Source organism: Streptomyces mangrovi (genome assembly GCF_900114215.1).
Taxonomy (GTDB): domain Bacteria; phylum Actinomycetota; class Actinomycetes; order Streptomycetales; family Streptomycetaceae; genus Streptomyces; species Streptomyces barkulensis.
In genome coordinates, this window is sequence record NZ_FOSG01000023.1 from 35694 (window position 1) to 57053 (window position 21360).

20 protein-coding genes are annotated in these 21360 nt (G+C 73.1%); 7 read left to right on the top strand and 13 right to left on the bottom strand.

Features of this window, described 5'->3' with window-relative positions:
• Positions 1-113: 113 nt before the first annotated feature.
• On the top strand, positions 114-872 hold the full coding sequence (locus BM237_RS24500) for a pyridoxamine 5'-phosphate oxidase family protein (RefSeq protein WP_093851956.1): 759 nt from the start codon (positions 114-116) through the stop codon (positions 870-872).
• A gap of 114 nt (positions 873-986) precedes the next feature.
• Here BM237_RS24500 and BM237_RS24505 read toward each other — a convergent pair whose 3' ends face one another.
• The 5 genes from BM237_RS24505 to BM237_RS24525 form a co-directional block, all read right to left on the bottom strand.
• Complete coding sequence (locus BM237_RS24505) at positions 987-1541, bottom strand: NUDIX domain-containing protein (RefSeq protein WP_093851900.1); 555 nt, start codon at positions 1539-1541, stop codon at positions 987-989.
• A gap of 277 nt (positions 1542-1818) precedes the next feature.
• Positions 1819-3000 carry a cystathionine gamma-lyase gene (locus BM237_RS24510; protein ID WP_093851901.1) on the bottom strand — a complete coding sequence of 394 codons (1182 nt, stop codon included), beginning with the start codon at positions 2998-3000 and terminating at the stop codon, positions 1819-1821.
• The gene (locus tag BM237_RS24515; protein WP_245794013.1) at positions 2997-3938 is read right to left on the bottom strand and encodes a fructosamine kinase family protein; all 942 of its coding nucleotides are present in this window, start codon (positions 3936-3938) and stop codon (positions 2997-2999) included. The genes BM237_RS24510 and BM237_RS24515 overlap by 4 nt, the downstream gene beginning before the upstream one ends.
• A gap of 50 nt (positions 3939-3988) precedes the next feature.
• A complete protein-coding gene (locus BM237_RS24520) occupies positions 3989-4621 on the bottom strand; it encodes a low molecular weight protein-tyrosine-phosphatase (protein WP_483883300.1) in 633 nt (210 codons plus the stop codon).
• Positions 4622-4690: 69 nt separating this feature from the next.
• Positions 4691-5068, bottom strand: a complete 378-nt coding sequence (locus BM237_RS24525) for a phage holin family protein (RefSeq protein WP_093851903.1) — start codon at positions 5066-5068, stop codon at positions 4691-4693.
• Between the two features lie 57 nt (positions 5069-5125).
• On the opposite strand from BM237_RS24525, the gene BM237_RS24530 reads away from it, so the two are divergent.
• Together BM237_RS24530 and BM237_RS24540 are read left to right on the top strand one after the other, a co-directional pair.
• Positions 5126-5443, top strand: a complete 318-nt coding sequence (locus BM237_RS24530; RefSeq protein WP_093851904.1) for a cupin domain-containing protein — start codon at positions 5126-5128, stop codon at positions 5441-5443.
• A 230-nt stretch (positions 5444-5673) separates the two neighbouring features.
• Positions 5674-5886, top strand: coding sequence for a DUF5326 family protein (locus tag BM237_RS24540; protein ID WP_093851906.1), 213 nt, complete (start codon positions 5674-5676; stop codon positions 5884-5886).
• A gap of 42 nt (positions 5887-5928) precedes the next feature.
• Here BM237_RS24540 and BM237_RS24545 read toward each other — a convergent pair whose 3' ends face one another.
• Complete coding sequence (locus tag BM237_RS24545; protein WP_425443738.1) at positions 5929-7482, bottom strand: YibE/F family protein; 1554 nt, start codon at positions 7480-7482, stop codon at positions 5929-5931.
• Positions 7483-7684: 202 nt separating this feature from the next.
• On the opposite strand from BM237_RS24545, the gene thiC reads away from it, so the two are divergent.
• A complete protein-coding gene (gene thiC, locus BM237_RS24550) occupies positions 7685-9466 on the top strand; it encodes a phosphomethylpyrimidine synthase ThiC (protein ID WP_093851907.1) in 1782 nt (593 codons plus the stop codon).
• Between the two features lie 46 nt (positions 9467-9512).
• Here thiC and BM237_RS24555 read toward each other — a convergent pair whose 3' ends face one another.
• The 3 genes from BM237_RS24555 to BM237_RS24565 all read right to left on the bottom strand — a co-directional run bounded on the left by BM237_RS24555 (position 9513) and on the right by BM237_RS24565 (position 12503).
• Entirely contained in the window at positions 9513-10085 is a 573-nt protein-coding gene (locus tag BM237_RS24555) for a tetratricopeptide repeat protein (protein WP_093851908.1), read from the bottom strand.
• Positions 10086-10152: 67 nt separating this feature from the next.
• Positions 10153-11100 carry an SCO4651 family lipoprotein gene (locus tag BM237_RS24560; protein WP_093851909.1) on the bottom strand — a complete coding sequence of 316 codons (948 nt, stop codon included), beginning with the start codon at positions 11098-11100 and terminating at the stop codon, positions 10153-10155.
• Positions 11101-11330: 230 nt separating this feature from the next.
• Positions 11331-12503, bottom strand: a complete 1173-nt coding sequence (locus BM237_RS24565; RefSeq protein ID WP_093851910.1) for a S8 family peptidase — start codon at positions 12501-12503, stop codon at positions 11331-11333.
• Between the two features lie 273 nt (positions 12504-12776).
• On the opposite strand from BM237_RS24565, the gene BM237_RS24570 reads away from it, so the two are divergent.
• Positions 12777-13775 carry a helix-turn-helix transcriptional regulator gene (locus tag BM237_RS24570; protein ID WP_093851911.1) on the top strand — a complete coding sequence of 333 codons (999 nt, stop codon included), beginning with the start codon at positions 12777-12779 and terminating at the stop codon, positions 13773-13775.
• A 4-nt stretch (positions 13776-13779) separates the two neighbouring features.
• Here the strand turns inward: BM237_RS24570 and BM237_RS24575 are convergent, their stop codons facing one another.
• The 4 genes from BM237_RS24575 to BM237_RS24590 form a co-directional block, all read right to left on the bottom strand.
• Positions 13780-14592: a Mut7-C RNAse domain-containing protein gene (locus tag BM237_RS24575; RefSeq protein WP_093851912.1), complete on the bottom strand. Its 813-nt coding sequence runs from the start codon at positions 14590-14592 to the stop codon at positions 13780-13782.
• A 41-nt stretch (positions 14593-14633) separates the two neighbouring features.
• A complete protein-coding gene (locus BM237_RS24580; RefSeq protein ID WP_342746256.1) occupies positions 14634-15626 on the bottom strand; it encodes a hypothetical protein in 993 nt (330 codons plus the stop codon).
• Positions 15627-15833: 207 nt separating this feature from the next.
• Positions 15834-16919, bottom strand: a complete 1086-nt coding sequence (locus BM237_RS24585) for a metallophosphoesterase (protein ID WP_093851959.1) — start codon at positions 16917-16919, stop codon at positions 15834-15836.
• A gap of 190 nt (positions 16920-17109) precedes the next feature.
• Positions 17110-18228, bottom strand: coding sequence for a LacI family DNA-binding transcriptional regulator (locus tag BM237_RS24590; protein ID WP_093851913.1), 1119 nt, complete (start codon positions 18226-18228; stop codon positions 17110-17112).
• A gap of 374 nt (positions 18229-18602) precedes the next feature.
• Here BM237_RS24590 and hisC point away from each other — a divergent pair, with 374 nt between their 5' ends.
• Together hisC and BM237_RS24600 are read left to right on the top strand one after the other, a co-directional pair.
• Positions 18603-19679 (top strand): histidinol-phosphate transaminase, encoded by a 1077-nt coding sequence (gene hisC, locus BM237_RS24595; protein WP_093851914.1) that lies wholly within the window; start codon positions 18603-18605, stop codon positions 19677-19679.
• 169 nt (positions 19680-19848) lie between these two features.
• Complete coding sequence (locus tag BM237_RS24600; RefSeq protein WP_093851915.1) at positions 19849-21360, top strand: cytochrome ubiquinol oxidase subunit I; 1512 nt, start codon at positions 19849-19851, stop codon at positions 21358-21360.

The window sequence follows — 21360 nt, forward strand, 5'->3', positions numbered from 1 at the left end:
CACCCGCCCCCTTCCCCGCCACGGTCCCCGCACCCGCCCCCGAGCCGGCTCCCGGCCTCGACCCCGGTCCCGGTCCTGAGCCCGTACGCCCCGGCAGCGACGGCGAGCACGCGATGCAGCAGCGACTGGGCACGACCGAGCGCGCCGACCGCTTCTACGGCGAGCAGATGCTCGACCACCTCAACGAGCAGATGCGGGAGTTCATCGGCCGGCAGGAGATGTTCTTCCTGGCCACCGCCGACCGGCACGGCGAGTGCGACAACTCCTTCCGCGCCGGTCCGCCCGGCTTCCTGCACGTGATCGACGAGCGGACCCTGGTCTATCCCGAGTACCGGGGCAACGGCGTGCACGCCAGCCTCGGCAACATCCAGGAGAACCCGCATCTGGGCATCCTGCTGGTCGACTTCTTCCAGGCCCGGATCGGTCTGCACGTCAACGGCCGCGCCGAGATCGTCGAGGACGCCGAGCTGCGCCAGGCCCATCCGGACCTGCCGTCCGACTCCGTGCCCGGCCGGCGGGCACTGGTGTGGGTGCGGGTGACGGTGGAGGAGGCGTACATCCACTGCGCCAAGCACATCCCGCATCTGCAGCGGGCGCCCAAGGGGACCCCGCGCGACTGGGGCACGGACGACCAGCGGCGCAAGGGCGGGGACTTCTTCGGGACGGCACAGGCGGCGCGGCGGCGCGGCGGCCCCGCCGTACGGCCGCCGCGCGAGCGTGATCGCCCGGGCGTGCCCGGCGGACCCGCCGGGCATGTGCCGCCCTCCGACGATCCGGCGGCCTGGCGCGCCCACGCCGAGCAGTTGCTCGACAAGGCCCGGCGGCGCCGGGCGGAGGGCGAACGGACGCCGTTCCGGGGCTGGTTCGGCTGAGCGGACCCCGGCTCTCCCGGCTCTCCCGGCTTCCTCCGGCCTTCCGGGACCGGAGACCGGACCGGAGACCGGGCCGGCCCCTGCGGACGTCAGCCGGATACCAGCCGGACGGTGTCAGCCCAGGTCCGGGCCCAGCAGGGCGCGTACGCCCTCGATGTTGGCGTCGAGGTAGGCGCGCAGCGAGGGCGGCACCACCTCCACCGAGGCGATGCCAGCGCGGGTGAAGGGGACGCGGACGACCTCGTACTCGCCGCGCGGCTCCTCGACCTCCGGGCCGTGCCGGCGCGACAGATCCATCGAGGCCAGCCGGCAGACGAAGAAGAACTGCACCTTCACCGCGTCCCCCGCGGCGCCCTCCGCCGCGTCTGCCCCCTCCGGGGCCCGCGGCGCGACGACCGCCGTGCCGCTGCCCGCGTCCTCGGCCGGGTCGTAGGGGACGGTGTCGACGAAGGCGGGGACCACATCGGTCACCTTCGCCCCCAGCTCCTCGTCCAGCTCGCGGTGGAGGGCGTCGACGACGGTGGCGTCCCCGGTCTCGACGCCGCCGCCCGGAGTGATCCAGTACGGCTCGCGGCCGGGCTTGGTCCGCTTGATCAGGATCATCTCGTCGTCATCGAGCAGGATGGCCCGGGCGGTGCGTTTGACCACGGGGCGCGCGTCGGCGGTCATGGGGGAGATCTGGCCCGCTCGGGGGCCGGTGAAACCTTCCGGGCCCGGAGGGCGGGACGGCTCCCGGCCCGGCGGGCGGGCACCGGTATGACGACTGGACAATAACGCTCAGTCAACTACCCTTGACCATGCGCTGTTTACGCGCGTCGCGCGGGGCGGCTTGAGGCATGAGGGGGGAGCTTCAAGCCGCCCCGCGCCCACCGCATCCCACGGAGCCCATCAGCGCGCCTTCACACCCCTTCACACCCCTTCACACCCCTTCGCGCCGGCCCGTACGTCAGCCGCGCCCGGCTTCGTCCAGCGCCGCCCGGATGTCGGCGACCAGATCGGCCGCGTCCTCCACACCCACCGACATCCGCACGAAGCCCTCCGGCACCGCGTCCCCGCCCCACCGGCCGCGCCGCTCGGCCGTGGAGCGCACCCCGCCGAAGCTCGTCGCGTCGTCCACCAGCCGCAGCGCGCCCAGGAACCGCTCGGCGAACCCCTTGTCCGGCAGGGTGAAGGAGACCACGCAGCCGAAGCGCCGCATCTGCCGCGCCGCCACCGGGTGCGCCGGGTCGTCCGCCAGCCCCGGGTGCCGTACGCCGCTCACCTCCGGCCGTTCGCGCAGCGCCTCGGCGACGGCGAGCGCGTTCGCGGCCTGCCGCCCGGTGCGCAGTTCCAGGGTGGCCAGGGAGCGGTGCGCCAGCCACGCCTCCACCGGCCCGGGGATCGCCCCGACCGTCTTGCGCCACAGCCGCACCGACGCCGTCAGCTCCGGATCCCGGCACGTCACATAGCCCAGCAGCACGTCACCGTGGCCGGTCAGCGCCTTGGTGCCGCTGGCCACCGCGTAGTCGGCGCCCAGCTCCAGCGGGCGCTGGCCCAGCGGGGTGGCCAGAGTGTTGTCCACGGCGACCAGCGCGCCGCGCTCGTGGGCGGCGTCGGCCAGGCGGCGGATGTCGCACACGTCCAGACCGGGGTTGGAGGGGGACTCGATCCACAGCAGCGCCGCCCCGTCCAGGGCGTCGAGCTGCGCGTCGCCGCCGGTGGGCGCGGTGCGCACCTCCACCCCCCAGCCCTCCAGCCGCTCGCGCATCGGAACGAGCAGGTTGTAGCCGTCCGAGGGCAGCACCACCACGTCGCCGGGCCGCGTCCGCGACAGCAGCACCGCGGAGATCGCGGCCATGCCGGAGGCGAAGACGGTCGTGCGCGCCGTCTCGTCGCCGGGGGCCTCCAGTTCGCCGATGGCGGTCTCCAGGCCCGTCCAGGTGGGGTTGCCGTCGCGGCCGTAGGAGTAGGGGGCTTGCGCCGGGTCGCCGGGCAGGTGGAAGTGGGCGGCCAGCACCGGGCCCGGCAGCGGCGGCGCGTACGGCTCCTCCTCCGGCAGCCCGGCCCGCACCACCCGCGTCCCGTCGCCGCGCGGCGACGGCCCGTCCTGCCCGTTCCGCTCGTCCTGCCCGTTCCGCTCGCGCGTCATGCCCGCTCCTCGTCGCTCTCCCCCGCCAGCCCGTCCGGCGCCTTCGAGCGTACGTGCGCCGGCCGGCCGAGCGCCGCCCGGGCCGCCGCACCGCAGCGGGCGCCGTAGCCGGGGCCGAAGAGGACGGCGTGCACCAGCAGATGCTGGAGCTGGTGCAGCGGCACACGCCCGCTCCGGCCGGGCAGCGGGCGGACCTCCTCGTACGCCGCCAGCAGCCGCTCCAGGTGCGGGCAGCCGAACAGCTCCAGCACCGCCAGGTCCGTCTCGGGGTGGCCGCCCTGTGCGGCCGGGTCGATCAGCCGGGCGCGGCCGTCGGCGGACCACAGGACGTTGCCCGACCACAGATCGCCGTGGACGACGGCGGGCGGCTGCGCGGGGCCGGCCAACCCGCCGCCCGCCGGCCCGCCCGAGGCCAGCGCATCGCACAGCCGTTCCACGTCCCGGGCGTCCCCCGCCCCGATCCCGCCGCCGTCCACCGCCCGACGCAGCAGGGGCAGCAGCCGCCACTCGGCGTGGAAGGCCGGCCAGTCCTCCGCCCCGGAGGGCGGCTTGGGCGGCGAGGGCAGGGGCACCGAGCCCAGATGGACGGGGAGGGCTGGGTCCGTGCCGCCCCAGACCGGGGCCGGCGCCGAGTGCAGGGCGGCCAGCTCGCGGCCCAGCCGCTCGGCCTGCCCGGCGCTCGCCGCGCCCGGCTCGACCCACTCCAGCACCAGTACGTCCGGCTCGGCGCCGATCACCTCCGGCACGGCCACCGCGCCGGTGGAGCGCAGCAGTTCCAGACCGGCGGCCTCGGCTGCGAAGAAGTCACGGGGAGCGCCGGCCAGGGTCTTGGCGAAGACGGTACGGCCCCCCGCGAGGGCGATCCGGTACGCGTCGCAGATGTCGCCGCCGCCCACGGGCCGCGCCTGCCCGGCGGCCGAGCCGGTCAGGGCTGCCACCCGCCCGGCGACGCCCTGACCAGGCCTTCCGGGCCCGCCCGTCGCACCCGTCACAGCACCGCCGCCCCGCCGCCGGTCCCGCCGTCACCGGTCCCGCCGTCACCGGCCGACCGGCCGAGGGCGGCCCGTACCTCCTCCAGCAGGCCCGGCACGGCCTCCTCGACCAGGGCCAGGCACTCCTCGAAGCCCTCCGGGCCGCCGTAGTACGGGTCGGGCACGTCCAGTTCGCACAGGCCCTCGCCGGCGCCGGGGGCGTACGAGCGCAGCAGCCGGACCTTGCGTGCGTGTCCGGGGCCGGGCGCCAGTCTCCGCAGATCCCGCAGATGCCCCTCGTCCAGGGCGATCACCAGATCCAGCCGCTCGAACCAGTCGCGCCGGAACTGCCGCGCCACGTGTTCGTGCACGTATCCGGCGGCCGTCAGCACCGCGACGGTGCGCGAGTCGGCGCCGTCGCCCTCGTGCCAGCCGCCCGTCCCCGCGCTGCTCGTCTCCACCAGCTCCGCCAGGCCGGCCCGCGCCGCATGGTCGCGGAAGACGGCCTCGGCCATGGGGGAGCGGCAGATGTTGCCGGTGCAGACGAAGCAGACGCGGTACGGCGTACGGACGCCGCCGGGGGCTCCGGAGACGCGGGGGGCGTCGGGGGTGCCGGGGGTGCCTGGGTCAGAGGTGCGCATGCCCTCCATCATCGGCGACGCCCCGGCCCCCCGGCCCCGTCCTTCGTTCTCCGTTCTGCGTCCTTCCGCGCACGGCGGTCAGTCGCCGTCGGGCAGCACCATGCTCACCGCCCACGACACGATGGAGATCACCAGGGCGCCGAGCACCGCCGTCCAGAAGCCCTCCACACGGAAGGCCAGGTCGAACTGCTCGGCCAGCCAGGAGGTGAGCAGCAGCATCAGCGCGTTGATCACCAGGGTGAACAGGCCGAGCGTGAGGACCAGCAGCGGCAGGGACAGCAGTTTCGTGATCGGCTTGACCACGGCGTTGACGACGCCGAAGATCAGCGCGACGAGAACCAGCGTGAAGGTCTTGCCCGCGGTGTCGTCACCCGTGAGCGTGATGTCGTCCAGCAGCCAGACGGCGACGGCCAGGGCCACCGCGTTGGCGATCGTTCTGACAAGGAAATTCACCATGTCCGAGATCGTTCCAGAAACGGGGACGGTCGCCTACCGGTGAGGGGTCGAGGAGTCATGAAGGCGTTCCGGCTGGAGGAACTGGAGGCGGAGCGGGCCGCCAACGACGGCGCGTACCTGCAGTTCCTGCGCGAGAGGAACATGTCCGTCGGCCTGTACGCCCTGGACCGGGGCGCGCTCGACCCGCAGCAGCCGCACCGGCAGGACGAGGTGTACTTCGTCGCCAGCGGCCGGGCGCTGATCACCGTGGGGGACGAGACCACCCCGGTCGCGCGCGGCAGCGTGGTCTACGTGCCGGCCGGGGTGCCGCACAGGTTCCACCACATCACCGAGGACCTGCGGGTTCTGGTGGTCTTCTCTCCCCCCGAGGGCTGACCGGACCACCCGGACCTTCCGGACCACCCGGACCACCCGGACCCCCCGGACCCCCCGGACCCTCCGGGCCGCCGCCCCGCCCCTCCTTAGGGGTCCGGTCAGGGAAGGACCCGGGCCCGCGGCGTCCCGGCGCGCGGCCCGCCCGCCTAGCATCGGAGGCGGAAGCACCGGACGCACCCGGCCGCCGGGTCCGCCCGGTGACCGGAGACTTCAGGAAGCGGGTAACGGCCATGGATCTCAAGGAGACGTTCGCGGCGCTGCCGTGGTGGGTGAAGTGGGTCGCGATCCCGCTCATCGCGCTCTTCGTCTTCGGCGGCCTGATCTTCGCCGTCGTCGGCTTCGTCGTGAAGCTGCTGTTCAAGGTCCTGCTGTTCGTGGCACTGGTCGGCGCGCTGGTCTATCTGGTGCGGAAGTTCACCTCCTCCGGTTCCTCGGGAGACTGACGCCTCCCGCCGGGGCGCCCCGGCCCCGGCCCCGGGCGCGGCTCAGCGCCGCGCCCGCCGCCTGCCTCCCCGGCCCCGGGCGCGCCCCGGCCCGCCGGACGTCCCCTCGCGGTCGGCGACCGCCACCAGGGCCGCCAGCGCCGTGGTCACCGGGACCGAGGCGACCAGGCCGATCGAGCCGATCAGCGTCCGCACGATCTCCTGTGCCACCAGCTCGCTGGTGGCCACCTGGCCCATCCCGCTCTCCGCTATCGAGAACAGCAGCAGCAGCGGCAGCGCGGCCCCCGCGTACGCCAGCACCAGCGTGTTCACCACCGACGCGATGTGGTCGCGCCCGATGCGCATCGCCGCGCCGTAGAGCCTGCGCCACCCGGCCGACGGGTCGGCCTGCCGCAGTTCCCACACCGCCGAGGTCTGCGTCACCGTCACATCGTCCAGCACGCCCAGCGAGCCGATCAGCACACCGGCCAGCAGCAGCCCGCGGATCTCGATGTCCGGGTAGAGGCCGTGCACCAGCCCGGTCTGGTCGTCGGTGTTGCCCGTCAGCGCGGCCCACCCGATGAACGCCGAGCCCAGCAGGCCGATCAGCAGCAGCGACACCAGGGTGCCCAGGACGGCGACCGAGGTACGGGCGTTGACGCCGTGGCACAGGTACAGCGTGGCCAGCATGATCGCGCTGCCGCCCACCACCGCCACCAGCAGCGGGTTGGAACCCTGGAGGATCGCGGGCAGGATGAACAGCGTCAGCACTCCGAAGCTGACCACCAGCCCGGCCAGCGCCAGTACCCCGCGCAGCCGCCCGACGACCACCACCGCCAGCGCGAAGACGCCCGCCAGCACCACCATGGGCACCCCGCGCGCCACGTCCACCACGCTGTACTGGAACTCGCGCGGCGCGTCGGGCGCGTACGCCACCACCACGTCCTGACCGGTGCTCAGCCGGCGCGTGGCGTCCGGGGTGACGATCTCCGGGAAGGTGTGGCCCGCGTCCTTCCCCTCGGCGACCTCGACGGTCGCCCGCAGACAGGCACCCTCTTTGGAGTCCTTCGCGGAGCCCTCCGGGAGGACGCCCGAACCGCCCTCGCCCGGACCGCCGCTTCCGCCGCCCCGCGCGCCTCCGGCACCCCCGCCACCTCCGTCGGCGCCCCCCGGGCCGCCGGGCGACCGGGCGGCGCCCACCTCCGCGCAGTCGACCTCCTCGACCGCGGTGACCCGCGCACCGAGCGTCTGCCGGTCGAAGCCGACACCGCTGGATGAGCCCTCACCCTCGGGCGCACCGCCCGGCCACAGCACGACCAGCCCGGCGAACACCGCGACGGCGAACGGGATCAGCACCGCCGCGACCACCCTGCGCAGCCGCGCCGAGGCGGGGGCGGGCGACCCGTGGTGGTGACCGTGCGAGTGCCCGTGCGGCGCATGCCCGTGCCCGTGCGGCGCCTGCTCCCGACCGGGCCCCTGACCGGGCTGCCGACCGGGCCCCTGACCGGGCCCCTGAGCGGGTGAGGGGGGCCGGCCGGACCGGGGCGGCGGGGTGGAAGGCGGCACCGGCGGCACCGGCGGACGGGACGGCGGGGGAGGCGGGGAGGAGGAGTCCACGGCCCGATCATCGCAGGCGCGGCAGGGGGCGCCCTGGCGCGTGCCCGGTGTCAGCCGTTAGCGTGGAGGCGCTTTTGCACATCGCGGGAGCTCCGAGCACGGGGCTGAGAGGACGCTGACCTCCGTGGACACCTCCACGGAGACGGCTGCGTCGACCGCCGAACCTGTTACCGGGTAATGCCGGCGTAGGGAGTTGGGTCTCATGACCACGCAGGACGCACGCACGCCCGAAAACGCCTCCGGGAGCGCCGAGGAGCGCGCGATCGGCTGGCACAAGGGCTATCTGAGCGGCTCGCGCCCCGATATCCGGGTGCCCGTCCGCAGAGTGCACCTCACCAATGGCCGCGACGTGACGCTGTACGACACGTCCGGCCCGTACACCGATCCGAACATCGACACCGACGTCCGCCGCGGCCTGGCGCCGCTGCGGGAGAACTGGATCATCGCCCGAGGAGACACCGAGGAGTATCCGGGCCGCGAGGTGCGGCCCGAGGACGACGGCCTCAAGCACACCTCGCCGCGCGGCGGGCTGCGCAACCTGGACGCCGTCTTCCCCGGCCGCCCCCGCCTGCCGCGCCGGGGCCGCGGCGGCGCCACCGCCGTCACGCAACTCGCGTACGCCAAGCGGGGCGAGATCACCCCGGAGATGGAGTTCGTGGCCGTCCGCGAGGGCTGCTCGCCGGAGCACGTGCGCGACGAGATCGCCGCGGGCCGCGCCGTCCTCCCGGCGAACGTCAACCACCCGGAGACCGAGCCGATGATCATCGGCAAGAACTTCCTGGTGAAGGTCAACGCCAACATCGGCAACTCCGCCGTCACCTCCTCCATCGAGGAGGAGGTGGAGAAGATGACGTGGGCCACCCGCTGGGGCGCCGACACCGTCATGGACCTCTCCACCGGCCGCAACATCCACACCACCCGCGAGTGGGTGCTGCGCAACTCCCCCGTCCCCATCGGCACCGTCCCCCTCTACCAGGCGCTGGAGAAGGTCGACGGCAAGGCCGAGGAGCTGACCTGGGAGATCTACAAGGACACCGTCATCGAGCAGTGCGAGCAGGGCGTGGACTACATGACCGTCCACGCCGGCGTCCTGCTGCGCTACGTCCCGCTGACCGCCCGCCGCAAGACGGGCATCGTCTCGCGCGGCGGCTCGATCATGGCGGCCTGGTGCCTGGCCCACCACAAGGAGAGCTTCCTCTACACCCACTTCGAGGAGCTCTGCGAGATCCTGCGCGCCTACGACGTCACCTTCTCCCTCGGCGACGGACTGCGGCCCGGCTCGATCGCGGACGCCAACGACGAGGCGCAGTTCGCCGAACTGCGCACGCTGGGCGAGCTGAACCGGATCGCCAAGTCCCACGACGTGCAGACGATGATCGAGGGCCCCGGGCACGTCCCGATGCACAAGATCAAGGAGAACGTCGACCTCCAGCAGGAGATCTGCGACGAGGCGCCCTTCTACACCCTCGGCCCGCTCACCACCGACATCGCCCCGGCGTACGACCACATCACCTCCGGCATCGGCGCGGCGATGATCGCCTGGTGGGGCACGGCGATGCTCTGCTACGTCACGCCCAAGGAGCACCTGGGCCTGCCGGACCGCGACGACGTGAAGACGGGCGTCATCACGTACAAGATCGCCGCCCACGCCGCCGACCTGGCCAAGGGCCACCCCGGCGCCCAGGAGTGGGATGACGCCCTGTCCGACGCCCGCTTCGAGTTCCGCTGGGAGGACCAGTTCAACCTGGCCCTCGACCCGGACACGGCCCGCGCCTTCCACGACGAGACGCTCCCGGCCGAACCGGCGAAGACGGCGCACTTCTGCTCCATGTGCGGTCCGAAATTCTGTTCGATGAAAATCTCCCAGGACATCCGCCGCGAACACGGCGGCGACCTCGCCCTGGATCCGGAGGAGGGCATGAGGCGGAAGTCCGAGGAGTTCGCGGCGAGCGGCAACCGCGTCTATCTGCCGCTGACGGACTGACTCCGGCCGTCCGCAGCGGACCGTCCGCCGCCCCCGGCCCGTGGGATCACGGGCCGGGGGCGGCCCGGGTGTGTGCGCTCGGCGGCCCCGGTACGGCAGCCGTGCCGGAGCCGGGTCGGGCGCCGTCCCCGGTGGTCAGAGCGCGGGCGTAGTACGTCAGTGAGCGGCGGTACTCCGGCAGGTGGGGGACGAGGGCGGTGAGGGCGAGGGCCGCCGCCTCCCGCTCCCGTCCGGCGTCGGCGAGAGCCAGGGACAGGAACGCGGTGACCGCGTCGTCCAACTCGTCGGAGCGCAGTTCCCGTTCGGCCGTCAGCAGTGCGATGCTCTCCTCCGTCCGGCCCAGGTTGCGCAGGGTGCTGGCCAGTTGGATCACTGCGCGCCGACGCCGCCCGTCGGGCAGACCGGCCGCGAGGGCCCGGCGGTAGAGGGCGGCGGCCCCCTCCTCACGGCCGAGTGCGTCATGGGCGGAGGCCAGTTCGTACAGGGCGACGGCGTCGCCGGGCGGGAGCTCGGCGGCCAGCGATTCGACCCGCCGCAGGAAATCGCCGGGTCCGTGGTCGTCGAAGGATGCCCACAGACTCTCGAGCCGCCGCTCCCACCGTGCTTCCTGGGCCGTCATCGCCCCAGCATCCCAGAGTTCCGCCGCCGTTCCGGCCGCCGACAGAACTCGTCGGCGGCCGGGGAATTCACCCGTTCGAGGAGTGGTCGGTCTGCCGGGCGAGCTTGCCGGTGACGTCCTCGGTCTTCTCGGCCGGGGGCGGGGAGACCTCGACCTCGGTGCCGAAGTCGCTGAACTCGACGGTGGTGCGGACCTTCGCCTCCTGCGCCTCCCGCGACGGCGGCTGGGACCGGGACCGGTCCTGGGAACCGGAGTTCGACCGTGCCGCCCCGCTGTCGAGGGAGATCTCGAACTGCTGGCGGCGGATGCGGTCCTGGTCGTCGAGCCACAGATGCATCGGCAGGGAGTCGCCGAGCTGCTGCCGCAGGCGCTCGGCCTCGGCCGTGTCCTCGCCCGCGAGTTCGTCCACGTCGACGTTCACGCGGTAGTGGGTGGTCTCCACACCGCCGACCTCCTCGGTGCCGACGCGGGTGGCGTCGTCGTCCAGGGCCCGGGTGTAGTCGAGGCCCCGGATGGGGTCGTTGACCCGGATGCCGCCCACGCTGCCGTTGCTTCCGGCGAGTTCCCGCAGGTCGACGCTGATCCACGGCTTGTCCACCCCGAGCTGCTCCCGCGCCTGGCCCGGCAGCCGCTGGTAGAGGGTCTCGTCCACCACCCGCTGCTCGATCCGCTCGCCGCTGCCCGCCTCGACGGTCAGATCGCTCGTGCCGTCGGACAGGTCCACGGCGCCGTCGCCGGTGAGGGTCTGCTGCTGCCCGCCCATGGCGGCGCGCACCTTCAGTGTCATCTTCGCGGTCTCGGCCGCGACCGTCTTCTCGTGCGCGGTCCGTACGACCTCGGCGGCGGCCTCGTCGCCTTCCCCGCCCTCGGCGCCGGTCTCCCGTTCGGCCTCGGTGCCGGCCTTGGCCTCCGGTCCGGGATCCTGTTCGCCGCAGCCGCCGATCAGCGTCGTGCCGGCCAGCAGTCCGGCCGCCGCCACCACACCCGTCCTGGTCCTGCGTGACACGCGCGCCATCGCGTCTCCTCCGATTCCCTGAGGGGGCCGTCGTTCGATGCGGTACGCGTTTCCCGGGACGGTTGCGGCAATCTCTCCGAAACAATCGATTCAGGCCAATTGCCCTACGGGGGGCGGAGTCTGCGAGATCGCGCGGAAGGGCCCGGGCGGATGTCCGGGCCCTTCCGCCGCCGACGTGTTGCCGCCGACGTGTTGCCGCCGCGGTGGCAACACGTCGGCCGGAGGGTGTGTCAGAGCGTGCTCTTGAACAGCAGGAGGTTGGGCGTGCCGCTGACGTTGCCGCTGATCACGTTGGCGGTGGCGTTGCTGGTCAGCCAGTTGCCGACGGTTGAGGACGAGGCGTCGCCGTAGGCGGACTTGTACAGGGCGGCCACCCCGGCGGCGTGCGGGGACGCCATCGACGTACCGGTCAGCGTGATGCTGCCGCCGCCCATGCGGGCGGAGGTGATGGAGACCCCGGGGGCGTACAGGTCGGTGCAGGAGCCCCAGTTGCTGGGGGACGCCTTGCGGTCGGAGCTGTCCGAGGCGGCCACGGTGAGGACGCCGGGGGCACTGGCGGGGGAGACGTTGCAGGCGTTCTGGTTCTCGTTGCCGGCGGCGACGGACAGGTGGACGCCCGAGTCGGCCAGGTTGGTGGCGGCCGTGTTCACCGCGGACGAGTAGCCGCCGCCCAGGGAGGCGTTGGCCACGGCGGGCCTGACGGCGTTCCGCCGGACCCAGTCGAAACCGGCGATGACACCCGAGTAGGTGCCGCTGCCCTGGCAGTTGAGCACCCGGACGCCGCGCAGCGCCACGCCCTTGGCGACGCCGTACGTCGCGCCGCCGACGGTGCCGGCGACATGGGTGCCGTGGCCCTGACAGTCCTGGCCGTTGCCGCCGAAGGCGTCGAAGACGTTGCGCGCCCGGCCGCCGAAGTCGGGGTGCGAGGTGTCGATGCCGGTGTCGATGATGTACGCCGTCACCCCGGCGCCGTTGCGGTTGTACGTGTAGGCGCCGTCCAGGGGGAGGTTGCGCTGGTCGATCCGGTCCAGGCCCCAGGGCGGGCTGTACTGGGTGGCGCTGGCGGTGACCTTCTGGTCCTCCTCGATCGCCGCGACGGAGGAGTGGCGCTGGAGTGCCTTGAGCTGGCCGTCCGTCAGCTTCGCGGCGAACCCGTTGAGCGCCTCCGAGTAGACGTGCCGGGTCTTGATGCCCCTGTCTCCGGCGAGCTTCGAAGCCCTGGCGCCGGGTTTCAGGGTGACGATGTAGCTTCCCTCGACGGCCAGTGCGTCCGGAGCCTGCGCGACCCGGACCAGCGGCGCTTCGGCCCGTGCGGAGTCGGCGGCGGGGGCGGCGGAGGCGGCGGCGGGTATCAGCGCGGTGGGGATGGCGAGCAGCAGCGCGCCCAGGTGTGTTCGTCTCATGGGGGTGCACACCTTCCGGTGGTCGGCCGGCGCTGTGGGTGCGCGTCGGCACAGTGAGGGGGGACACCGCGTGACGCGGCGGCGGCCACCGGTTCCCGGCGCCGCGGCGCCACGTTAAGCCCGGTGGTCCGGTCCGGGGACCGGGCCGGAACCGGCGTGTCCGGACCCGGTCGGCTCCGGACCCGGTCGGCCCCGGGCACGGTCGGCCCCGGGCACGGATCCCGCACCGGATGCCCTGTGGAGGAGGCCGGTTCCACGGGCTACCTTTTTGACATGTCCGCTGACAACGGTGCATCCGAGACCGGGACCGAGGCCAGGCAGGTCTACACGGAGCTGGCCGGAATGCTCAGGGGCTCACGCGCGGCAGGGACCCCGCAGCCGGGGGAGATGTCCGACGAGGTCAGGAACTGGCTCGCCGAGCGCAGGCTTCTCGGTCCCGAGTGCCATGGGGTCAGCTCACCGGAGAGGGCACTGCGCGAGCTGTTGGGCGAGCAGCGCGCCTGGCTGCGGTCGGCGGTCGAGGCCATGGGCCGCAATCTCCGTGCTGTCGACGACGTCCTCGATCTTCTCCCGGAGTTCCGGGGGTCCGGGCACGAGAGCGTCGAGGTGGAGTTCATCGAGGACCGCGACCGGCTTCGCAGGCGGCTGGACGAGTTCGAGCCGGTGGGGCGCCGGGAGGTGCTGTGCATGCGGACCACCTTCCCCGGCCCCGAGGTGCTGGAGGTCAGCCTCGGCCACGATCGCCGGCTCCTGGCCCAGGGGACCGAGATGAGGATGCTGGCCACCGTCGGCGCGACGCGCGGGCCGGGGGTGGCCGCCTACCTCGATGCCCTGCGGGAGGCCGGCGCCCGGGTGCGCGTCGCCGCCGCCCTGCCCCTCTACCTCCACGTCGTGGACCGTACGGTCGCGCTGATGCCCGCCGGCGACGACCCCCTGGGCGGCGACGGCGACGTGCTGCTGCGCAGCTCGCGGATCGCCCTGTGCTTCGCGCAGGTCTTCGAGCACGAGTGGGACGTGGCGCGCCCCTATCCCGGCGGCGCGGGCCGGACCGGACGCGCCGCGGGCCCCCGCCCGGCCGACGAGTACACCGAGCAGGAGCGCGAGATCCTCGCCCTGCTCGCGACCGGCACCAAGGACGAGAGCATCGCTCGGCGGCTCGGCTGTTCCGAGCGGACGCTGCGAAGGATGATGACCCGGATCACCGAGAAGCTGGAGGTCGGGAGCCGGTTCGCGGCGGGGGCGCGCGCCGCGCGCCTGGGGCTGATCGACTGAGCTCCTACGGCGCGGCGTGACCCTCTTCCGGCCGGTCGCCCGCCGTCCCGGCGGCCTCCGCGACCAGCGCCTCCAGCCGGTCCCCGTGGGCCCCGCGCCAGTAGACGTGGTCGCAGTCGCGGCAGCGGGCGAAGGTGTCGTAGGTGCGGCGGGTGCCGGGGCGGAGCAGATGCTCGACCTCGGCCTTCGGCACCTCGGCGAGGAGCCCGTTGCACGCCGTGCACCGCGTCCACGGCGCCAGCGGCAGGTCGAACCGGTCCAGGACGTCGGCGAGCTGGTCGTCCGGGCGCGAGCCGCGCACGTAGGCGCCCATCCACAGCTGCCGCCGCATCAGCAGTCCGCGGTCCTGGGTCAGCAGGACGCGCCGCTCGGCGTTGGCCTGCTCGACCAGGGCGGGGTCGTCCATGTCGTTGTGGTAGGCGGTGTCGGCGCCCGCCACCAGCCGCAGCCGCCGGGCCAGCGTGCCCAGGTGGACGTCCAGCAGGAAGCGCGGCGGCCCGTGAGGGACCCGCTGCGGGCGTACGACGGGCTCGACGCGGACCGTCTGCCCCGCCTCGGGGCGGTAGGAGGGCTCCACCCGCCGCCCGTCCCCGCCGCTTCCGGCGGTGTCCTCCAGGACGAGCGCGCCCACCTCCGTCAGCGGGACGCCCGAGGACTGCACGACGTGGACGAGCGAGGATGCGCCGTCGTGGGGCACGGGGAGGAGTTCGGCGCCGCGGTGGCGCGAGGGCAGGAAGATCCGCAGTCCGGGGGAGACGCGGAGGAGGAGTTCGCGGGGCGGTGGGGTGCCGCCGGGGGGCTGTGGTCGGTCCGTCACCCTCCCCAGGATGCCAGCGCGGGCGCGCCGGTCCCACCGCTTTACGGGCCCGCCCCGGCCCCTGGCTCCGGCCGTGGCTCAGTCGGGGGCCGGTCCGGGTACCGGTCGAGGGGGTGCTCGGGGCCCCCGGAGTCCGGGCCCCCGAAGCCGGGGCTGGTGAAGTCCGGGCTGGTGAAGCGGGCCCCGGCGCCCGTGTCGCGGGGCGTCTTCGCGGCCGGGCTGGAGAAGCCCGGATGGGTGTAGCCCAGCCTGGGATGGCGGCTCTCCGGCCGGGGCTTCCCCGCTTCGGGCTTCCCCGCTTCGGGCTTCCCCGCCCCCCGGACCCCGGAGGTTCCCGGGGGGCCTGCGGCCTCGGAGGCGGGCGCGGCCTCCGCGGCCGGCACGGCCAGCGCCTCGTGGAGGAAGGGCAGCACCCCGCGCTCCAGCAGCGCCGTGCGCCAGGCCGTGCGCGCCCGCGCCACCTCGTCGGCGAGTGCGCTCTGCCCGCTGGGGCCGCCCGCCCGGATCGCGCCGGCGCCGTGGCGCACCGCGGTGACCAGCAGTCCGACACACGCGGCCAGCAGCGAGACGGCGGTCAGGGCGGCGAAGGCCCAGCCCGCGTCGCGCATCTGCGCGGCGATGGACGGCTCGGGATCCATCACCCGCAGCAGATGGCCGGCCAGGAGGAAGATCAGCGCCGCGGTCCCGGCCAGTACGGGCGCCAGGACGGAGAGCGTGGCGAACAGCCCGGCGCCGCCCGGACCGGAACCGGAATCCCCGGGCGCGCCCGCGGCCGCCCGCGCCGACCCCTGCGAGGAGGGGGCGTGCCCGGGGAGGCGCAGCTCGTCGCGGAGCGCCACGAAGTGCTCGTACTCCGCCGCCGCGCAGGCCGCGATCGCCGCGGCCGCGCCGATCGCGGCGGTGCGCAGCTGCTCGGTGTTCAGCCGTCTTCCGGCGGCCGGTTCGGGGCGGTCGCGTACGGCGCGCAGGGCCTCGTCGAGGACGCGTTCGAACTCGGGGCGGTCCTCAGGACGCAGGTGCGGAGCGGTGTTCATGTGCATCCCCCGGTGCTCCGTAGGGCCGTGGGGCCGGAAACGGAGGAGAGCTCGCTTGAGACAGGGACCCGATGGTAGAGCGGTTCCTTCCGGCGGTGACAGGGTGTTTCCGGAAAACACGCACCACTACCGGGTGGTGTTCACCCTCGGGGCGGTGTGTACGGGCGCGTACGGGGAGGATCAAGCGGACACCGGGGGAGACAACGTTCAGGCCGGGAGGGGGAGCCGGGACACCAGTAGCTTTCCGGCCATGGTCACCCCGCCGTCCATGGCGACCGCGAGTGAGTCGGCGTAGACGTGCGGCCCGTGCACCTGGGGCGCGTCGTCCTCGCCGTCCTCGGAGCCGACCTCGCCCAGCAGGTAGGGGATCGGGCTGTGGCCGTGGACGACGCGCCGTCCGCCGTAGGTGTCCAGCAGTTCGCGGGCCGCCGTGGCGCCGGCGTCGTCGCGGAAGGCGAAGCGCTTGGTGAACTTGCGGAACAGATCCCAGGTCTCGTCGGCGTCGTGGTGGGTGAGGGCCTCGGTGACGGCGTCGTTGACGTCGGTGATGGTGTCGCCGTACTCCAGGTAGGCGGTGGTGTCGGAGTGCACCAGCAGGTGGTCGTCGGCCAGGGCCATGGCGTCCAGCCGGGACATCCACTGGACGTGGTGCTCCTGGAGCCGCTCCATGTCGGAGCGCTGCCCGCCGTTGAGCAGCCAGGCCGCCTGGAAGGAGGCGGTGCCCGCGCCGGAGCCGACGGGGGTGTCGCCGAAGCGCTTGGCGCCGATCAGCAGCAGCTCGTGGTTGCCCATCAGCGCCTTGCAGTAGCCGCCGGCGGCGGCGGCCTCGGCGGAGAGCTGCATCACCAGGTCGATGACGCCGATGCCGTCCGGGCCGCGGTCGGTGAAGTCGCCCAGGAACCACAGCCGGGCGTTGCCCGCGATCCAGTGGTCCCCGGTGTCGATGAGCCCCTGGTTCAGCAGGGCCGTGCGCAGCTCGTCCAGATAGCCGTGGACGTCGCCGACGACGTACAGCGGTCCCTGCTCGCCGTCGGCGGCGGGGGAGGGGGTGTCGACCAGCGTGGGGGTGGGGGCGGCGGGAGCCGCGCCGATGACGGGCAGATCGCGCTGGGTGGGGGTGTACCCGTCCGGGCGCGGTTCGGCGTCGCCCATCGCGCCCGAGCCCGTCGCGCCCGAGCCCGTCGCACCCAGGCCCGTCGCGCCCCAACTCACCAGGCCCGAACCCGTCACGCCCGCGCCGTGCCACACGTCGGATCCCCGACCGGCCCCCTGAGTCATCGGCCCCTCCACCATCGCGCGCGCCTGCACCTGCCGGACCTCTCTCCGCCTCCCGCGGGTCGCCCCGTGTCGAGAGCCGGTCCCGGTGTCGTGGGCCCATCATAGGAACGCAGGTCGCGCCTTGTGACGCACCTGGGGACGGCAATTCGGACCGGGCCCGGACGGGAGTCGGTCAGCGGCCGGTTCGCCCCGGAATGAGCGGGTCCTACGCCTGCCCGCGCTGTTCGGGGGAGCGGGGGGCGCTCACCGTCGTCCGCCGCCGGCGGCGCTGCGAGGACGTGCGGACGATCAGGTCGGTGGGCATGATCCGCTGGACGGGGCGGCCGCCGCCGGTGCCCTCGATGGCGTCGATCAGAAGCTGGACGACGGTGGTGCCGATGCGCCCGGGTTTCAGCGACAGGGTGGTGATGGGCGGCTCGGTGCCCGCGTAGACGGCGGACTCGCTGCAGCACACCAGCAGCAGGTCGTCGGGGACGCGCAGCCCGTAGCGGCGGGCGGCGGCGAGCAGGTCGGTGCCGTTGGGGTCGAAGAGTCCGTACACGGCGTCGGGGCGGTCGGGCCGGGCCAGCAGTCTGTCGGCGGCGACGGCGCCGGCGCAGGGGTCGTGGGCGGGGTAGGCCTCGTACACCGGGTCCTGCCCGGCTCGTTCGCACCAGCCCAGGTAGGCCTCGGTGGACAGACGGGTGTAGGTGTCGGTGCTGGTGCCGGTGAGCAGGCCGATACGGCGGGCGCCGGCGGCGGCGAGGTGGTCGAGCAGGCCGGTGACGGCCGCCTCGTGGTCGTTGTCGACCCAGGCGGTGACGGGCAGGTCGCCGCAGGGGCGGCCGTCGGAGACCACGGGGACGCCCTGGCGGACCAGCTCGGTGACGACGGGGTCGCGGTCGGAGGGGTCGATGACGACGGTGCCGTCGAGGGCGACGTTGGACCAGACGTCGTAGGGGCTCTGCCGGGTGCTGCCGGGGAGGATCACCAGGGCGTAGCCGCGGGCCAGGGCGGCGGAGGAGGCGGCGCGTGCCATCTCGGCGAAGTAGGCGAACTCGGTGAAGGTGAAGGGCTCCTCGCCGTAGGTCGTGACCGTCAGTCCGATCAGCCCCGACTTGCCGGTGCGGAGTGTGCGGGCCGCCGCGGAGGGGCGGTAGCCGAGCCGGTCGGCGACTTCGCGGACATGGCGTCGGGTGGCGTCGGGCAGGCGGCCCTTGCCGTTGAGCGCGTCGGAGACGGTCGTGATCGAGACGCCGGCCGCCGCGGCCACGTCCCGGATGCCCGCCCGCCCCAGCCGACGGCCGTGAGCCCGGCTCACCTGGTGCTTCCCTGCTGCTGTCATGGCGTGCTGATACTAGGGCCGCGCCGCGTCGTTTGCTGGGGTGTACAGAACAATGGGAGAAGAGACGATTCTGCAAGCCGCTCTGTGGTAACGACCATGGAAAAAAGGGAAGTTGAGCTTTTACCTCATCGTTCCTGCGGATGTTTCACCGCTTGCCGCAGCAGAAGTGGGGATGTCTCAAAGCTGTCTCAACTCACCTTCACGGGCGATGCGCGCCACGGAGCGCGCCACCAGCGCACACTTCTGCGAACGCGCCCCCTTCTTCCGGCCCCTACGCCGTTCCGGGGAATCCTTCTAAGGTGTGCAGCATTGGTGGTACGAGCGGCGGCACGCCCGCCCCACGACTGGCCCCGAAGGGTCGAGGAGGACCTGGCATGACGGAGATGGCCCCGAAACTGCGCGCGGTGCTGGAGGGGATCCCCACCTACAAGCCCGGCCGCCCTGCCGCCGACGGCCCCACGGCGTACAAGCTGTCCTCCAACGAGAACCCCTACCCGCCGCTGCCCGGGGTCCTGGAGGCCGCCACCGCCGCCGCCGGTTCCTTCCACCGCTACCCGGACATGGCCTGCGGCCTCCTGATGTCGGAGCTGGCGCACCGCTTCGGGGTGCCGATGAGCCACATCGCGACCGGGACCGGATCCGTCGGCGTCGCACAGCAGCTCCTCCAGGCCACCGCCGGCCCCGGCGACGAGGTGATCTACGCCTGGCGCTCCTTCGAGGCCTACCCGATCATCACCCAGATCTCCGGCGCGGCCTCCGTCCGGGTGCCGCTGGACGGTGACGAGAGGCACGACCTGGACGCGATGGCCGACGCCGTCACCGAGCGCACGCGCCTGGTCTTCGTCTGCAACCCCAACAATCCCACGGGCACCGCCGTCCGCCGCGCGGAACTGGAGCGCTTCCTGGACCGCGTCCCCGGCGACGTGCTGGTGGTCCTGGACGAGGCGTACCGCGAGTTCGTCCGCGACGAGGAGATCCCGGACGGCATCGAGCTGTACCGCGACCGCCCGAACGTCTGCGTGCTGCGCACCTTCTCCAAGGCGTACGGCCTGGCCGGGCTGCGGGTCGGCTTCGCCGTCGCCCACGAGCCGGTGGCGGCGGCGCTGCGCAAGACCGCGGTGCCGTTCGGCGTGAGCCAGATCGCGCAGGACGCGGCGGTCGCCTCGCTGCGCGGCGAGGCCGCGCTGCTGGAGCGGGTGGACGCCCTGGTCGCCGAGCGGACGCGGGTGGTGCGCGAGCTGACCGCGCAGGGCTGGACGGTTCCCGAGACCCAGGCGAACTTCGTCTGGCTGCGGCTGGGGGAGCGCACGGGCGACTTCGCCGGGACTTGCGAGGCGGCGGGCGTGATGGTGCGGCCGTTCGCGGGCGAGGGGGTCCGCGTCACGATCGGCGAGACGGAGGCCAACGACCTCTTCCTCAAGGCCGCACAGGACTTCCGCCGGGACCTCTGACCCCCACCCCTGGCCCACCGGGGACCAACGGCCCTCCGAACAGGACTTTCGTTCCCTCCCACCCCCCGGTGGGAGGGAACGAAGATAAGCGAGTCATACTTCTTGTGAATGTGAACGCATTCACGAGCGCGTGTGCTACGTCACACCATGTCCACTTTGGGAGAGTGCTGTGGAACTGGCTCTGGCCCCGGAGACCCTGGCTCGGTGGCAGTTCGGGATCACCACCGTCTACCACTTCCTCTTCGTCCCCCTGACCATCTCGCTCGCCGCCCTCACCGCCGGCCTCCAGACCGCCTGGGTGCGCACCGGCCGCGAGGTCTACCTGCGAGCGACGAAGTTCTGGGGCAAACTCTTCCTGATCAACATCGCGATGGGCGTCGTCACCGGCATCGTGCAGGAGTTCCAGTTCGGCATGAACTGGTCCGACTACTCCCGCTTCGTCGGCGACGTCTTCGGCGCCCCCCTCGCCTTCGAGGCGCTGATCGCGTTCTTCTTCGAGTCCACCTTCATCGGCCTGTGGATCTTCGGCTGGGACAAGCTGCCGAAGAGGATCCACCTGGCCACCATCTGGATGGTGGCCATCGGCACGGTCCTGTCCGCGTACTTCATCCTGGCCGCCAACTCCTGGATGCAGCACCCGGTCGGCTACCGGATCGACCCCGAGTCCGGCCGCGCCGAACTCACCGACTTCCTCGCGGTGCTCACCCAGAACACCGCCGTGGCGCAGTTCTTCCACACCATGACCGCCGCCTTCCTCACCGGCGGCGCCTTCATGGTCGGCATCGCCGCCTACCACCTGATGCGCCGCCGCCACATCCCCGTGATGCGCACCTCGCTGCGCCTCGGCCTGGTCACCCTGGTCGCGGCCGGCGCGCTCACCGCCGTCAGCGGCGACCACCTCGGCAAGATCATGTACGAGCAGCAGCCGATGAAGATGGCCGCCGCCGAGGCCCTGTGGGAGACCGAGGGCCCCGCCCCGTTCTCCGTCTTCGCCTACGGCGACGTCGACGAGGGCCACAACAAGGTCGCCATCGAGATCCCCGGCCTGCTCTCCTTCCTCGCCCACAGCGACTTCGACACCCCCGTCCCCGGCATCAACGACACCAACGCCGCCCTCCAGGAGCAGTACGGTCCCGGCGACTACAAGCCCAACATCCCCGTCGCCTACTGGGGCTTCCGCTGGATGATCGGATTCGGCATGGCCTCCACCGCGCTGGGCGCCCTGGGCCTGTGGCTCACCCGCCGCCGCTTCCTCCTGGCCGAAGGCCACCGCACCACCGAGAACGAGGTTCCCAACCTCGCCCTCACCCCCACCCGCCTGCTGGGCCCCGCCCTCAGCCGCCGCTACTGGCAGCTCGCCTTCCTCACCCTCGGCTTCCCGCTCATCGCCAACGCCTGGGGCTGGATCTTCACCGAGATGGGCCGCCAGCCCTGGGTCGTCTACGGCCTGCTGCGCACCTCCTCCGCCGTCTCCCCCGGCGTCTCCCAGCTGGAGGTGCTGATCTCGATGACCGTCTTCACCCTCCTGTACGCAGTCCTCGCCGTGATCGAGGTGAAGCTCCTGGCCAAGTACATAAAGGCCGGACCGCCCGAGCTCACCGAGGCCGACCTCGACCCGCCCACCCGGATCGGCGGCCACGACAAGGACGACGCCGACCGCCCCATGGCCTTCTCCTACTAG